Origin of the sequence: Thermogymnomonas acidicola, assembly GCF_014646795.1 — an archaeon.
Classification (GTDB): Archaea; Thermoplasmatota; Thermoplasmata; order Thermoplasmatales; family Thermoplasmataceae; genus Thermogymnomonas; species Thermogymnomonas acidicola.
On the sequence record NZ_BMNY01000001.1, the window covers coordinates 654517 to 667451 of the forward strand.

The 12935-nt window shown below is 55.1% G+C and carries 14 protein-coding genes and 1 tRNA gene; 12 read left to right on the forward strand and 3 right to left on the reverse strand.

The genetic code is table 11. From position 1 onward, the window contains the following. Positions 1-208 precede the first annotated feature (208 nt). The 7 genes from IEW66_RS03195 (at position 209) to IEW66_RS03225 (ending at position 7085) form a co-directional block, all read left to right on the forward strand. Positions 209-1405, forward strand: a complete 1197-nt coding sequence (locus tag IEW66_RS03195; RefSeq protein WP_188680248.1) for a hypothetical protein — start codon at positions 209-211, stop codon at positions 1403-1405. A gap of 40 nt (positions 1406-1445) precedes the next feature. Beyond that, on the forward strand, positions 1446-1817 hold the full coding sequence (locus IEW66_RS03200) for a nascent polypeptide-associated complex protein (RefSeq protein WP_188680250.1): 372 nt from the start codon (positions 1446-1448) through the stop codon (positions 1815-1817). Position 1818: 1 nt separating this feature from the next. Continuing rightward, the gene (cca, locus tag IEW66_RS03205) at positions 1819-3120 is read left to right on the forward strand and encodes a CCA tRNA nucleotidyltransferase (protein WP_188680252.1); all 1302 of its coding nucleotides are present in this window, start codon (positions 1819-1821) and stop codon (positions 3118-3120) included. Positions 3121-3214: 94 nt separating this feature from the next. Next, complete coding sequence (locus IEW66_RS03210; RefSeq protein WP_188680254.1) at positions 3215-6205, forward strand: ribonucleotide reductase N-terminal alpha domain-containing protein; 2991 nt, start codon at positions 3215-3217, stop codon at positions 6203-6205. A 122-nt stretch (positions 6206-6327) separates the two neighbouring features. Then, positions 6328-6759 (forward strand): zinc-containing ferredoxin, encoded by a 432-nt coding sequence (gene zfx, locus IEW66_RS03215; protein WP_188680256.1) that lies wholly within the window; start codon positions 6328-6330, stop codon positions 6757-6759. A 52-nt stretch (positions 6760-6811) separates the two neighbouring features. Continuing rightward, positions 6812-6884 (forward strand) — tRNA-Gln (locus IEW66_RS03220). Positions 6885-6887: 3 nt separating this feature from the next. Then, positions 6888-7085 carry a MoaD/ThiS family protein gene (locus IEW66_RS03225; protein ID WP_075057406.1) on the forward strand — a complete coding sequence of 66 codons (198 nt, stop codon included), beginning with the start codon at positions 6888-6890 and terminating at the stop codon, positions 7083-7085. Here IEW66_RS03225 and purM read toward each other — a convergent pair. Continuing rightward, the gene (purM, locus tag IEW66_RS03230) at positions 7079-8095 is read right to left on the reverse strand and encodes a phosphoribosylformylglycinamidine cyclo-ligase (protein WP_188680258.1); all 1017 of its coding nucleotides are present in this window, start codon (positions 8093-8095) and stop codon (positions 7079-7081) included. The genes IEW66_RS03225 and purM overlap by 7 nt on opposite strands. A gap of 189 nt (positions 8096-8284) precedes the next feature. On the opposite strand from purM, the gene IEW66_RS03235 reads away from it, so the two are divergent. Next, complete coding sequence (locus tag IEW66_RS03235; protein ID WP_188680260.1) at positions 8285-8635, forward strand: hypothetical protein; 351 nt, start codon at positions 8285-8287, stop codon at positions 8633-8635. A 1-nt stretch (position 8636) separates the two neighbouring features. Here IEW66_RS03235 and IEW66_RS03240 read toward each other — a convergent pair whose 3' ends face one another. After that, the gene (locus tag IEW66_RS03240; protein ID WP_188680262.1) at positions 8637-9206 is read right to left on the reverse strand and encodes an endonuclease dU; all 570 of its coding nucleotides are present in this window, start codon (positions 9204-9206) and stop codon (positions 8637-8639) included. 68 nt (positions 9207-9274) lie between these two features. On the opposite strand from IEW66_RS03240, the gene IEW66_RS03245 reads away from it, so the two are divergent. The 3 genes from IEW66_RS03245 to IEW66_RS03255 are packed head-to-tail and all read left to right on the forward strand — an operon-like array spanning position 9275 to position 11014. After that, positions 9275-9940, forward strand: coding sequence for a hypothetical protein (locus IEW66_RS03245; protein WP_188680264.1), 666 nt, complete (start codon positions 9275-9277; stop codon positions 9938-9940). 44 nt (positions 9941-9984) lie between these two features. After that, positions 9985-10443: a hypothetical protein gene (locus IEW66_RS03250; protein WP_188680266.1), complete on the forward strand. Its 459-nt coding sequence runs from the start codon at positions 9985-9987 to the stop codon at positions 10441-10443. Further along, complete coding sequence (locus tag IEW66_RS03255; protein WP_188680268.1) at positions 10436-11014, forward strand: nucleotidyltransferase family protein; 579 nt, start codon at positions 10436-10438, stop codon at positions 11012-11014. Before IEW66_RS03250 ends, IEW66_RS03255 begins: the two co-directional genes overlap by 8 nt. Here the strand turns inward: IEW66_RS03255 and IEW66_RS03260 are convergent. Then, positions 11009-11506 (reverse strand): SRPBCC family protein, encoded by a 498-nt coding sequence (locus IEW66_RS03260; RefSeq protein ID WP_306789756.1) that lies wholly within the window; start codon positions 11504-11506, stop codon positions 11009-11011. The genes IEW66_RS03255 and IEW66_RS03260 overlap by 6 nt on opposite strands. 33 nt (positions 11507-11539) lie before the next feature. Here IEW66_RS03260 and IEW66_RS03265 point away from each other — a divergent pair, with 33 nt between their 5' ends. Further along, positions 11540-12895, forward strand: coding sequence for an MFS transporter (locus tag IEW66_RS03265; protein ID WP_188680272.1), 1356 nt, complete (start codon positions 11540-11542; stop codon positions 12893-12895). Positions 12896-12935 lie beyond the last annotated feature (40 nt).

Here is a 12935-nt window from a genome sequence, read left to right on the forward strand (position 1 = left end):
ATTTGTGAGAGCGTAAGAGTGTGATAACTTACCGAGATATAAGCATTTTGGTAGTCCACAAACTGCTCCCTTCCTTGCCTGGGAACTTCAAGATAGCCACACCTGTGTAAGATATGCCTTCCTTGCTTGCCTGGATGTGTGAAATGCATTCACAACCACTGCAACCTGTGGAAATATACTTATAAGTGCAGGGAGATGGCCATATCACATGGAAACCGGTGCGCCAGGCTGGAGCGAACGCCATTCGTACATAATCGTCCCGATCATGAGAGGCCTGGCCCTGTCTTCTTTCTCCCTCCTTTGGCTTTCCCTGCCTTACATGTTCACCTACTTCCGGATAGACCTTTACACGTTCGGGTTCATCGGTGCTGCCCTGGTACTTACCAACCTCATAGGCCGGCTCATCTCACGGTTTTTGTACTGGAGGATCCCCATGGCGCACCTGGTTGTATTCACGCTCTTCCTCCAGGGCATCGTGCTGAGCCTGGTTTACCTGAGGCCTGGCGTGGCCTCATCGGCCATCTCCCTCTGTGTAACTGAGTTGCTCGTTGGCATCTCACAGCCTTCAATTGCGAGGTTCTTCTCATCCACGGCATCTGCAGGCAAAGCCAGAAATGCAATCTCCAGGCTCTCCATGCTTTCAGGTTTCCTGGTAATCATGGTGCCACTTTCATTTTTCCAGGTACCGTTCCCCCTCCTCTACGGTGTGCTGTCCATTGCAACAATTTCATCGGCCATAGTGATGATGCCATTTGCACTGAAGGTCAATTACCGCCCGCAGAAGGACCAGAGGCTGAGTTTGGTAAGGGTGGATGAAATAAAGAGGTTCAGTTATTTCCAGACCGAGCAGTCCCTCAGGGCCCTTCTGGCGCCTGTTACCACTGTATTGATGGCCCTCTCCATCTTTTCAGTTGTCTTTTTCCTGCCCTCCTCATCCGCGAGGAGCGGAATTTCACTGAGGGAACTCGAGTACCTCTTTTCCCTGTTTGCTGCAGCATTCATGTTGTCGGAGCACTACATCTGGAGAGTCGTTCCGAGGTTTTCTGATAGGCTTAGGCCTGTCTACCCTCTTGTAGTTGCCATACCCGTTGTCCTGCTCTCACTAATGATGGATTCAACGACGTTCCTGGCCTCTTTCTGCGCACTCTCCCTCTGGCAGTTCCTGGACATTGGGCCCTCGATGTACCCTGTTGGTAGGTGCATCAATGACTACTACCTCAGGGACTGGACATCAGGGGATGTCATGGCTGTACCGATCGCCCTCATTGCGCCAATAATAGGGGCTGCCCTGTGGGTCTACTCACCAAAGTTACTCTTTTCCGTTGCCCTGTTCCCTGCAATAGTGTCAATACTCCTGGCATTCTTCATCGTCAGCAGCGGCAGCCCCAGCAGGACGTCGGCCTGAGGATTCACAAGTCTTATGCATACCTCACGAATCTTACATTATGATACCTGGCCGAATGAACTCAAGGGAGATCAAGAGGATGATGGCCCAGATGGGCATAAAGTCCACAGAAATGACTGATGTCAAGGAGGTCATTTTCAGGGGAAAGGAAAAGGACTATGTCATCTCGGACGCACAGGTCATAATGATAGAGGCACAGGGGCAGAAGACATTCCAGGTATCGGGCACCATCAAGGAGGTAAAGAAGGATACTGCTGCTTCAAAAGCGACCGAGCAGGCGGCACCTTTCAGTGAAGATGACATAAAGCTTGTGATGGAGCAGGCACATGTCACAAGGGAGAAGGCCATAGAGGCCCTGAAAGCCGCAGACGGAGAACCGGCACAGGCCATTGTTAACCTCACGGGCAGTTAACATGAACCTTGATCTTGTCCTCGCGTCCATAAGGCCTGACAGGGAAGAGCAGGCCACCATAGACAGGGTCGTTAGGGAACTGACGTCCAGGATATCGGATATACTGAAGAGGGACGGCATAAAGGCGGAGCCCAGGTTGGTGGGCTCCGTATCAAAGGGGACGCACCTGAAGGATGCTGACATAGACATCTTCATAGTCTTCTCCAGGGAGTACAGGGAGTGGGAGATGGAGAGCATGGGGCTGAGGGTTGGCCATGAGGTGCTCCCGGAAGGGCAGGAGAAGTACGCGGAGCACCCGTACGTTTCCGGCAGGTACCTTGGAAGGAAGGTGGACATAGTGCCCTGCTACCAGATACCCCCCGGCACAAGCATCATAAGTTCGGTTGACAGGACGCCGCTGCACACGGAGTACGTGAAGGACCATATCACTGATGTCCAGAGGGACGAGGTGAGGCTCCTGAAGGCGTTCATGAAGACTGCCGGTGTCTACGGATCTGAGGTCAAGGTCTCTGGCTTCTCGGGCTATGTCTGTGAGCTGCTGGTCCTGAACTTCGGCACCTTCATGGAGACCATAAGGTACTTCTCCACCCTCACAGGGCCGCTCACAATCCCTGAAGACAGGGAACTCCTCTCCCAATTCGATGCCCCGGCGGTAATAATAGACCCGACGGACCCGGGTAGGAACGCTGGGGCAGCTATCAGCCTTGAGTCCCTCTCGAAAATGAAGATGCTTTCGAAGATATTCCTCTCATCCCCATCAGAGAAGTTCTTCAGCATGGTGCAACCGGAGGGTGAAATTTTCGGAGGGAGCAGGGACTCCACATTTGCACTCTTCACGCTGCCGAGGCCAGATGAGATAGACGATGTTATATACCCTCAGGCCGTGCGCCTAAGGAACATCCTTATGGGCCTCCTCTCCAGGGAAGGCTTCCTGCCCATAGATTCGGAAGTTCTCGTGAATGAGCGTGTGCAGATCCTGGTCGAGTGTGAGAGGGGCACACTTCCCAGGATTAAGGTGCACGAGGGCCCACCCGTCGACAGCAAGAATGCCATGGACTTCTACGCAAAGTGGAAGGGCAGGAGGAGGCTCCGGGGGCCTTACATCAGGGGTAACAGGCTCTATGTGGACGTAGAGAGGAGCGAGGTGGGCCTTGAGGAGGTTGTTAGGAACGGCCTGAGGCAGTACAACATAGGCGCACACCTCAACAGGCTCCGCGACAGCTTGGAGATAATCATCACGGCAGAACCTGATTCAGGGATGGAGATATTCCGGAAGTACCTGTCAAGGCAGATCTGGCCGTGAGGCCTGCCCTGTAATGCGAAATTCGTATCGGGATAACTGTCAAACCTTATATGTTAGGCTGCTGTATTATGCACAAAGGGTGTGATGTTCTCCTATGCCAGAACCCAGATGGGTTGTGAAGAGGGACGGAAGCGAAGTCCCGTTCGATAGGGAGAGAATAAAGAATGCGGTCTACCGGGCCATGCTGTCGTCTAGGCTGGGGAGCATGTCTGATGCAGAGGAGGTCACAAGGCGTGTGCTTGGCCTCCTGCAATCCGATAAGGTAGATGTTGAGACGATCCAGGACAGGGTCGAAGAAGTCCTAATGGAGTACGAGCGTGACGGTGTCAGGTTCGCCCAGGTCGCGAGGGCGTATATACTCTACAGGGAGCAGAGGAGGCTCGTAAGGGAGACGAAGAGGAACCTTGGCGTGAACGATGACATGAAGCTCACGCTCAATGCAGTTGAAGTCCTAAGGGCCAGGTACCTCCTGAAGGACAGGAATGGTAACGTTGTTGAGACCCCCAGGCAGATGTTCTGGCGCGTGGCCCTGAACGTTGGCATGGTGGAGCTTGTATACGAGTTCCTGAGAGGGGGGAATACCAGGGAGGGCAAGTTTTACCAGCTCTCTCCCACACAGATCAGTGAACTGAAGAGGATATTTGAGAAGGTCTGCAGCGAGAAGGGGCTGAAGTGTGACTGGGAATCCTTCAGGGAGTTCGTGGAGAGGCCTTCCATGGCATGGACTTACATAGAGCAGTTCTACAGGGAGATGACAGAGCTCCGCTTCCTCCCCAACTCGCCCACGCTGATGAATGCGGGAACAGAGCTGGGCCAGCTCTCGGCCTGCTTTGTACTCCCTGTGGGTGACAGCATAGACGAGATCTTTGAGACCTTAAAGAACACCGCAAGGATACACAAGTCTGGTGGTGGTACAGGCTTTTCATTCTCCAGGCTCAGGCCAAAGAACGACGTGGTGGGCTCGACGATGGGGGTGGCCTCTGGCCCCGTATCTTTCATGAAGGTATTCGATGTCACAACGGACGTGATAAAGCAGGGCGGCAAGAGGCGTGGGGCGAACATGGGGGTGCTGAGGTATGACCACCCCGACATAATGGAGTTCGTCACGAGCAAGGACCCGGCAAACACGGTGCTCAGGAACTTCAACATATCGGTTGCGGTTGATGAGAAGTTCTTCGAGGCGCTCAGTAACGATGGATACATAGACCTGGTAAACCCCAGGACCGGGCAGGCCACTGGCCACCTCAGGGCACAGACGCTCTGGGACGCCATAGTGAGGAGCGCATGGGCCAGTGGTGACCCTGGGCTTATCTTCATAGACGAGATAAACAGGCACAACACCGTCCCCAACCTGGGGAGCATAGAAGCAACGAACCCATGCGTGGCTGGTGACACTTTCATATTCACCTCCAGCGGCATCATGAGGGCCAGAGACCTGGCGAGGAAAGGCGGGAGGATCAAAGTATCGATAGACAGCAGGTTCAGGAAGGGCCAGCAGAGGCAGGCCTCCAGGGTATTCACAACCGGAGTGAAGAACACCTACAGGCTCATAACCGAGGAGGGCCTCTATATTAGGCTGACACTGGACCACAGGGTCTACAGCGACGATAGGGGCTGGGTAACGGCTGGTGAGCTGAGGAGGGGCGAAAGGATCAGGATCTATTCCGGTGCGGGCTCTTTCGGGTCCCAGGGCACAAGGGAGGACGGCGCCAGGATATACAGGAGCATGAGGGGGTTAGATGGTGGGGCGCAGGCCCTTGTCCATGTCTCCCTGATTGAAGAACTCCTGCAGATGAGCAGGGAGGCACAGGAAGGTTTCATATCTTCAATGTTTGCAGAGGGGGACAATGGGGAGCAGTTGTCGGTAGACGTAAGTGACATGGATGAAGAGGCGATCAACGCCCTCCATGTACTCCTGATAAACAACGGATTCCAGGCCAGTCTATATGGCGATAAGCTCAATGTAAGGCGGCAGGGGGAAGGTGGAGTGAGTTACACTTTTGCAGGCCTGGAGTTCGAGGGGGAGGAGGAGGTCTTCGACATTACAGAGCCAGTTACCCACTCCTTCATTGCAAACGGCCTTGTGGTGCACAACTGCGGTGAGCAGCCACTGCTGGATTACGAATCCTGCAACCTCGGCTCCATAAACCTGTCGAAGTTCGTTGTGGATGGGAAGATCGACTTCGATGCCTTGGAGAAGACTGTGCGCCTTGCGGTGCGCTTCCTGGACGACGTGATAGACGCGAACAGGTACCCTGTAAAGGAGATAGAGGAGGTAACAAGAAAGACAAGGAGGATAGGCCTTGGCGTCATGGGGTTCGCAGACGCCCTGGCGCTCATGGACATTCCGTACGATTCCAACGAGGCGCTGAGCGTGGCTGAACAGGTGATGTCGTTCATACAGGAGACCTCCCACTCGGAGTCCGAGAGGCTTGCGGAGGAGAGGGGGACATTCCCGGCCTGGGAAGGCTCGCTATGGCACGCGATGGGCAGGAAGATGAGGAACTCGGCCACAACCAGCATAGCCCCCACGGGTACTATATCGATCATAGCCGGGTGCTCCTCATCGATTGAGCCGTTCTATGCCCTGGCCTTCATAAGGCACGTGCTGGACGGGAAGGAGCTCATGGAAGTCAACTGGGTCCTAGAGAGGAAACTCCGCGAAAGGGGCCTCTATTCAGAGCAGCTGGTGAACAGGATAGCATCCACGGGCACACTGGTGGGGACAAGCGTGCCTGAGGACCTCAAGAGGGTCTTCAGGACCGCTCTCGAGATAAGGCCTGAGTGGCACGTCACCATGCAGGCCACGTTCCAGAAGTACGTGGACGCAGCGGTTTCGAAGACCATAAACCTGCCAAGTGACGCCACTGTGGAGGACGTGGAGGAGGCATACAGGCTGGCCAGGCAGCTTAACTGCAAGGGTATAACTGTTTACAGGGACCGCAGCAAGAGTGAGCAGGTTCTATACGCTGGCAGGGAACAGAAGCCAAAGGCAGAGTTCATCGTGGAGGTCCCGGAGAAGTACGTGGAGGTGGACGCTACCTTTGACCCCGCCTGCCCCACCGGCAAGTGCGATGTACTCTAGCACGGTGCACCATCTGGAACGGGATCCAGAAAATTATCCACGCCGGAACCTCAACTCCATTCTGGAATGAGTACAACATATAATTTAAATAAGTTTCAGGTGATATCGGGAGCGGTGGTCATTTGGTAAAGCTTGAGACTCTAGACTACAAACCGAAGCCCATCGATGAGAACTTCCTTGAGGACACCGAGCACTACCCTGTCACCGGAAAGCACCACGATCACGAGGTCAGGGCAGAGGGCATACAGAGGTACGATGCTGATGGCAAGCCCTATCCCACAAAGAACGGAATACACGGCACAAAGGTCGCGATTGACTGGGAGGCATGCATCGCGGACGGCGCATGCATGGACGTGTGCCCGGTAACCCTGTACGAGTGGTTCCTGAACCCGGGGCAGATGGGTACCGGCAACGACAAGAACATAGCCAACGACAAGGAGCTCTGGGACAAGTACAGGACAGACAAGTGTGACCCTGTTAGGGAGAGCGAGTGCATCTTCTGCATGGCCTGCGAGAGTGTCTGTCCGACAAGGGCAATAAAGATAACGCCATAAGGCAGACTACACCACGTATAATATTTATTTTAACTCGCATTTCCCAGTAGCAAGCCCCGTGGTGTAGTGGACAAGCATTTCGGACTTTGGATCCGACGACGGCAGTTCGAATCTGCCCGGGGCTGTCCATGATAACGGTGGTGGGCCGGAGGAGGTCTGTGATCGAGAAGCACGGTCAGATGACCGTGGACTCAATGTTCGATAGGCTGGGCCTTAGCAGGGAGGCCCACATAGTCCTTGTCAACGGATTTCCAGCTACGTCCGACAGGGTTATAGACGACGGGGATAGTGTGGTCGTTATGGAGGTATTCTCTGGGGGTCAGTAGTAGCCCGACAGCTTGACACCGTACTTCGGTATCTCTATGCCGCTGCCGTTCTCCACGTGCCCTATCTCCTTGAACTGGACCTTGTTCCTCATGGCGTTTATGAAGTCGATCCTGCTCTCCGGGTCTATGACTATGACGAAACCTATGCCCATGTTGAATATCTCGTACATCTGCTCGTAGCTCAGGTTTCCCATCTCCATAAGTTTCTTGAAGACGTTTTGTGGCTCTATTGGGTCCTCTATGACATACTTCATGTCCTTCATTCTCACTATGTTCTTTATTCCGCCCCCGGTTATGTTGGCCATCCCCTTTATGTTGACGATGTTCATTATGTCCAGGACTTCCCTGACGTAGATCCTGGTTGGCTCAAGCAGGACGTCCACGGTCTTCTTGCTCTCCCCGGGGAACTGGGAAAACAGGTCAATCTCGTTCTTGTCTATTATGTCCCTCACAGTGGTGAAGCCGTTGGAATGCAGGCCGCTGCTCTGGAGACCAAAGATCAGGTCGCCATCCTGTATGTTCTCCCCCGTTACTATCTGCGACTTCTGCACAATGCCTACCACTGCCCCTGACACGTCCACGTGGTTCACCAGGTCTGGCACTATTGCCGTCTCACCGCCCACCAGGGTGACGTTGGCCATCTGCGTGCCAACGTTGAAGCCTGTGCCCAGCTGCCGTGCCACCTCGTTGTCCATCTCCTTGAGCGCTATGTAGTCCACCATGGCAATCGGGTCTGCACCAACAGTTATGGTGTCGTTGACGTTCATGGCAACGCAGTCGATGGCTATAGGCTCCCACCGGTTTGCCCTCTCCGCTATTATTGTCTTGGTGCCTACGCCGTCGTTGTTGAACGCCAGGGCCAGGTTCCCCAGGTCGATGAGTGATGTGAACCCGCCAAAGGACCCTATTGTCCTGAAGTCGCTCCTCTTGAACTTGACCTGCCTGATCAGGTTGGTTACAAAATCACCCTGCATCTTCCTGTTGATTATCTTCTGTTCAGAGGCGGGCATATGAAGTGTATCGTAGCATTTAATAAATTTTTAATCTCGGTTAACAAACTGGAAATGGTGCAGCTGGGGATATAAATGGGAGACCTGCCGGGATCCGGAATCTCCGCAGGCTGCGGTCACACGTTGCAGGGCACCATGTACCTTGAGGGGACACATCAAGGTTAAATCCCAGATACGCATGGTGCAGCTATGAAGATAGTTGCAGTTGTGGACGAAGACAGGATGCTCACCCCTCTGGATTACGGGGACACCATAGTCGAGATAGACGAGGAGAAGAATGAGATAAAGGAGTACGAGAACCCCGGCTACGGGATGCCCCACGGGGGTAAGGAGATAGCGATGAGGGGCATACTGACACTCAAGCCTGACGCCATAATAGTCAAGGAGGGCACGCTCTGCCCCGGTTCATACCACATGTCGCAGGGCAGGATGAAGTACATACCTGTGGAGGAGGACACCCTCGACGAGGTGCTCCAGAAGCTTGACCAGGTGAAGGGCAAGGCCGTTGACCAGCTGGAGTTCTTCATGTTCAGGGAGTGAGCTAGGGCCTCCCCCTACTGACACCATTTTTTAGAGCACCCGCGATGAGGTGTGCGAGCCTTAGGGGCTCCGGCGTGTGGCCCCTTATGGTCGACGCCCTGATTATCTCTCTCGCAGTATCAAGGTCTGTGCCTTCTATGTTCAAAAAGGCCGCGTGGCCATCCACCTCCACCCTATGGGTCGTGAGTGCCCTCAGGATCCCTATCTTGCCCTCAGGCCTTACCGTGTGTTTCTGAATCGCCTCTGCCATCCTCTCAACATCTGGCATGTGGTCCACGAAGCTGATCACTGGCACACCAGTGGCCTCCGCCACCTTCCTTATATCGCACACGTTCAGGCCACCGAAGGTTACCCCGTCCGTGAGCACGGCCAGCACGTTGCCTGCGGAGGAAACTATGTCCGAGATCCTCTCTGTGGAATCGTCGCCATCCACCGTGACCTCGCCAACGAATACCTTCTCTACATACCCGGAGAGCCTTGACATGACCCCAACGATATGTGTTTTCCTGTCCACCCCTCTCCTGAAGGGTGCGTCATCTATACCTATCACCCTGGAGCCAGACTTCAGCATGGGATCAAGCTAACATCTAAGGCTATCCACTTATCTCAACATTTCCCCTACTGCAAATGGTGAGGAAAATGGACAAGGCAAACTCACTCTTCATAATAGGCGTCGCCGCCCTGATCGTCGCTGGGGCGATCGGTGTGGCCTGGGTCATGACATACAACTCATCACCTTCACAGCCTCAGGCCTCGGCTGTCCAGAATGGGCCCTACCAGCTCACTCTCGTGATCACCACGAACAACTACTTCAACTCGACCGTTGGTGACCAGCCTGCATTCTTCGTGCTCGAAAACGGTAGCCTGGTGCCATCAACCACGATAACTGTTCCATCTGGAGTGGAGATAAGCATCACCATAATATGCTACGATAACGGCACGGCCCCTGTGCCCGCCTCCATGTCTAGGGTCTTCGGCACCGTGGGTAACATGGAGCAGATAGTGAACAACACCATGGTCAACATGACGCAGGCATCCGGCGGCCTGGAGATCCTGTCAGGTGCTCAGAATGTCAGTGCGGTGAACCAGAATGACATAGCGCACACCTTCACTCTCTTCAGCCAGAGCACTCCAATAGTGAATATCCCCGTGCCGCCCACCTCTGTGGTGCATGCTGTGATACCTGCAATGTCGCCAGGTGTTTACCAGTGGCACTGTGAGGCGGCCTGCGGCTCTGGGCCCAGCGGCTGGTCCGGTGCCATGGACACCCCCGGCTGGATGACCGGCGGCTTCATAGTATCATAAACGCCCGGCGTATCCATTTTTTAACACATTTACCATTACCCCCTATGGGCTGGAGGATCGTCCACTTTGGCCAGGGCCGATCGGGACAGGCCTTTATAAATGAAGTGTCCACGTCCCTCGGTGGGGTACCATCGGTGCAGCTCGAGCCTGTCAGGAACCACGGGTTCAGGACATGGCAGTTCCTGGCATCCATACCTGGCTCCTCTGTAAGGGTTAAGCAGGTCGACCTGGGCTCGGAGGACCTGGTCTTTGTCTTTCCAAAGTGGGTGTACAACTGCCCGGTAGTCAACGGGTTCCTCTCCAGCGCCGATCTGGGTGGCAGGAGGATCGCCCTGGCTGTCACCTACACATCCGGAAACATCTCCGGGTATGTTGAGAGGTTGACCAGAAAAATAGGGAAGAGGGGTGGGAAGATCCTGCTATCAATGCCGGTCAAGAGGGGTTCGGAAGAGGACAGGGAAAAGTTCATCGACGGCCTGAGGCACCTTTCCGGGGGTGATTGACTCGGATTCCGTGGTGGTCCTGGCAGCGGGGCTGTCAAGGCGCTTTGGTGACAAGAAACTGCTGCAGGACGTCTGCGGCATGCCGCTCTTCAGCCTCACGCTCCGGAACGTCAGGACTGGCCCGTGGCAGACATTCATCGTCGTATCGGAGGCGAGTGGCCTGGCCGACAGAGATACGGGTGTCCCGAAGGTGATAAACAGGGATCCGTCCCAGGGCATGTCCTCCTCCATAAGGTGTGCGGTGGAGGCACTGTCCAGTTCAGCCAGGATCGTATTCGTGAACGGAGACCAGCCACTGGTGCGTGCGGAGCACATCGAGAGGCTCATTGCCAGATGCACTCCTGGCAGGATATGCGCCACACGGGTGAATGGTGAGACGGTCACGCCGGTCTGCTTCCCCAAAGAGTTCTACGGCGAACTCAGGGCGCTGCGCGGAGACAGGGGGGCCAAGCAGATCCTGGACAGCCACCCGGAGGATGTTGTTTTCATCGACGCTGATGCCGACAGCCTCACAGATGTGGACACACCAGAGGACCTTGCCATGCTGAAAAGGAAGCTGGGGTGCCTATGAGGCCACCTCGAGCGATTTCTTCATGTCACCTATCATCTGGTCTATGTACTTCTTCGCCTGCCCCTGTATCATCCTGGCTCCCATTGTGGCTATTGTTCCCCTTATGTTAAGGTCCACATCCCAGTCAACCCTCGAGCCACCGCCTTCCTGTGCAATCCTGCAGTTCACCGTGAAATCCACGGCCCCGCCCTTTCCAGAGCCGGCCCCCGTTATTGTGACAGATTCGCCTGGCTTCGAATCCGAGACCTTGACATTAACGTTAAACGTCCCCTTTATGAACGATATGCCGACCTTGACCGTGAGGTTGAGCGAACCGTCACCAGAAACAGACTGTCCCTCCTTGTCCGGCACCACTGAGGCCAGCTTTTCCGGGTCAGTCAGGAACGAATACACCTTCTCTGGTGGCACGGATACATTGAATGAGCCCTGGAACTTCGTGATGCACCACCGTCCACACCATTGTTGCTGGGGAAATAAGGATTTTCCATCCAAAAAGAGATTTATCCTGACGAACTACGGGTAACCATGGCAGAGACCCCGCTGATATCGGTGGCGAAGTTCGTCTTCAGCCACGACAACAGGCTGAGGAGGGCCATGATCGCACTGGCCATGGCCGGGATATTCATTGATGTCTGGGATCTTACCTCCTTCTCCTTCACGCTCGCATCCTTCAGGATGGCTTTCCACCCGGGCGGCCTCCTGCTCGGGTTTGCGGTGGGTTCTGCCAACATCGGGGCAGTGGTGGGTGCACTTTTCGGAGGCCTCATGACCGACCGGCTCGGCAGGAGGACCATGCTCATCTACAACCTCCTTGTCTTCGTCGTCATGGCAGCGCTCCAGGCTTTATCGACAAGTGCTGTGGAGTTCACTGCATTTAGGGCTGTGATGGGCTTTGGCCTTGGGGCAGACGTGGCCACCGGCTTCACGTACATTTACGAGTTCATCAGCACGGCGCAGAGGAAGGAGGTCTACCCACTGTGGGCCTATGCCTTCTCCATGACTGCCCTTCTCGCAGTGGGACTGGTGCTCCTCCTGATCCACGTTGCAGGGTACGGCCCAAACACCTGGAGGTACCCTGTTGCTGTTGGAGCAGCCGCCGCCCTCGTCGTCCTCATCTTCAGGTCGAGGATACCTGAGACGCCGTTCTGGCTGGCCCGGACGGGCAGGTACAGGGAGGCTGACGAGGTACTGAGGAGCATATACGGAGAAAGCCCCAACATTTCTGGTAGTGCCGAGAGGGCCTCTGGCACACTAAGGCCATCCATCGGGGCTGCCCTCTCGTCCGGGAAGAGGGGCGTCCTAATCTTCTCCACATCCCTCAACGTGATCGTTGGGATCATCTCCTGGGGCTTCAGCTTCTACATCACCTACTCCCTCCTTGAACTGGGCCTCGGAGGCGTGACCGGCTCACTGTACTTCGACGTGCCCATATACGCTGCCGCCCTCGCGGGCGGCTTCCTGAGCTCAAGGCTGGCCTTCAGGTACGGGACAAAGCATTCTGCCACTCTGCCTTCGTTCGGCATAGTGGCATCGCTCTTCATCGCTCTACTGGCGTCTCTGGGCATTCTCCCCAGGGTTGTGTTCGTGCCCATGTCAGCACTGACCCTGTTCCTAGAGTACCTCGGCCCCATGTCCTACAACGCCATCGTGAACCACGCCTTCGGCTCCAGGTTCAGGGGCACCGTGAACGGCTTCAACTACATGGTCAACAAGGTAGTTGAGGCCCTTACGGGCATCGCCGGCGGATATGTCATATCTTATTTCCACGTCTCAGTTGACATAACCATATTCCTTGTGCTCACACTGGTCTTCTGCATCGTCGCATACACACACTCCTCGAACGTGGAGAGGATCGACCCGGTTGGCCTGGAGTCGGACTGAAGCGGAACTGGAAAACTATTCATACCATATATCACTATGA

Coding starts and splice junctions, on each gene's coding strand:
- IEW66_RS03245 (WP_188680264.1), top strand. CDS start 9,275: ATGGACAAGGCAAACTCACTCTTCATAATAGGCGTCGCCGCCCTGATC.
- IEW66_RS03265 (WP_188680272.1), top strand. CDS start 11,540: ATGGCAGAGACCCCGCTGATATCGGTGGCGAAGTTCGTCTTCAGCCAC.
- IEW66_RS03250 (WP_188680266.1), top strand. CDS start 9,985: ATGGGCTGGAGGATCGTCCACTTTGGCCAGGGCCGATCGGGACAGGCC.
- IEW66_RS03210 (WP_188680254.1), top strand. CDS start 3,215: ATGCCAGAACCCAGATGGGTTGTGAAGAGGGACGGAAGCGAAGTCCCG.
- IEW66_RS03200 (WP_188680250.1), top strand. CDS start 1,446: ATGATACCTGGCCGAATGAACTCAAGGGAGATCAAGAGGATGATGGCC.
- IEW66_RS03235 (WP_188680260.1), top strand. CDS start 8,285: ATGAAGATAGTTGCAGTTGTGGACGAAGACAGGATGCTCACCCCTCTG.
- IEW66_RS03240 (WP_188680262.1), bottom strand. CDS start 9,206: ATGCTGAAGTCTGGCTCCAGGGTGATAGGTATAGATGACGCACCCTTC.
- purM (WP_188680258.1), bottom strand. CDS start 8,095: ATGCCCGCCTCTGAACAGAAGATAATCAACAGGAAGATGCAGGGTGAT.
- IEW66_RS03195 (WP_188680248.1), top strand. CDS start 209: ATGGAAACCGGTGCGCCAGGCTGGAGCGAACGCCATTCGTACATAATC.
- cca (WP_188680252.1), top strand. CDS start 1,819: ATGAACCTTGATCTTGTCCTCGCGTCCATAAGGCCTGACAGGGAAGAG.
- IEW66_RS03225 (WP_075057406.1), top strand. CDS start 6,888: ATGATAACGGTGGTGGGCCGGAGGAGGTCTGTGATCGAGAAGCACGGT.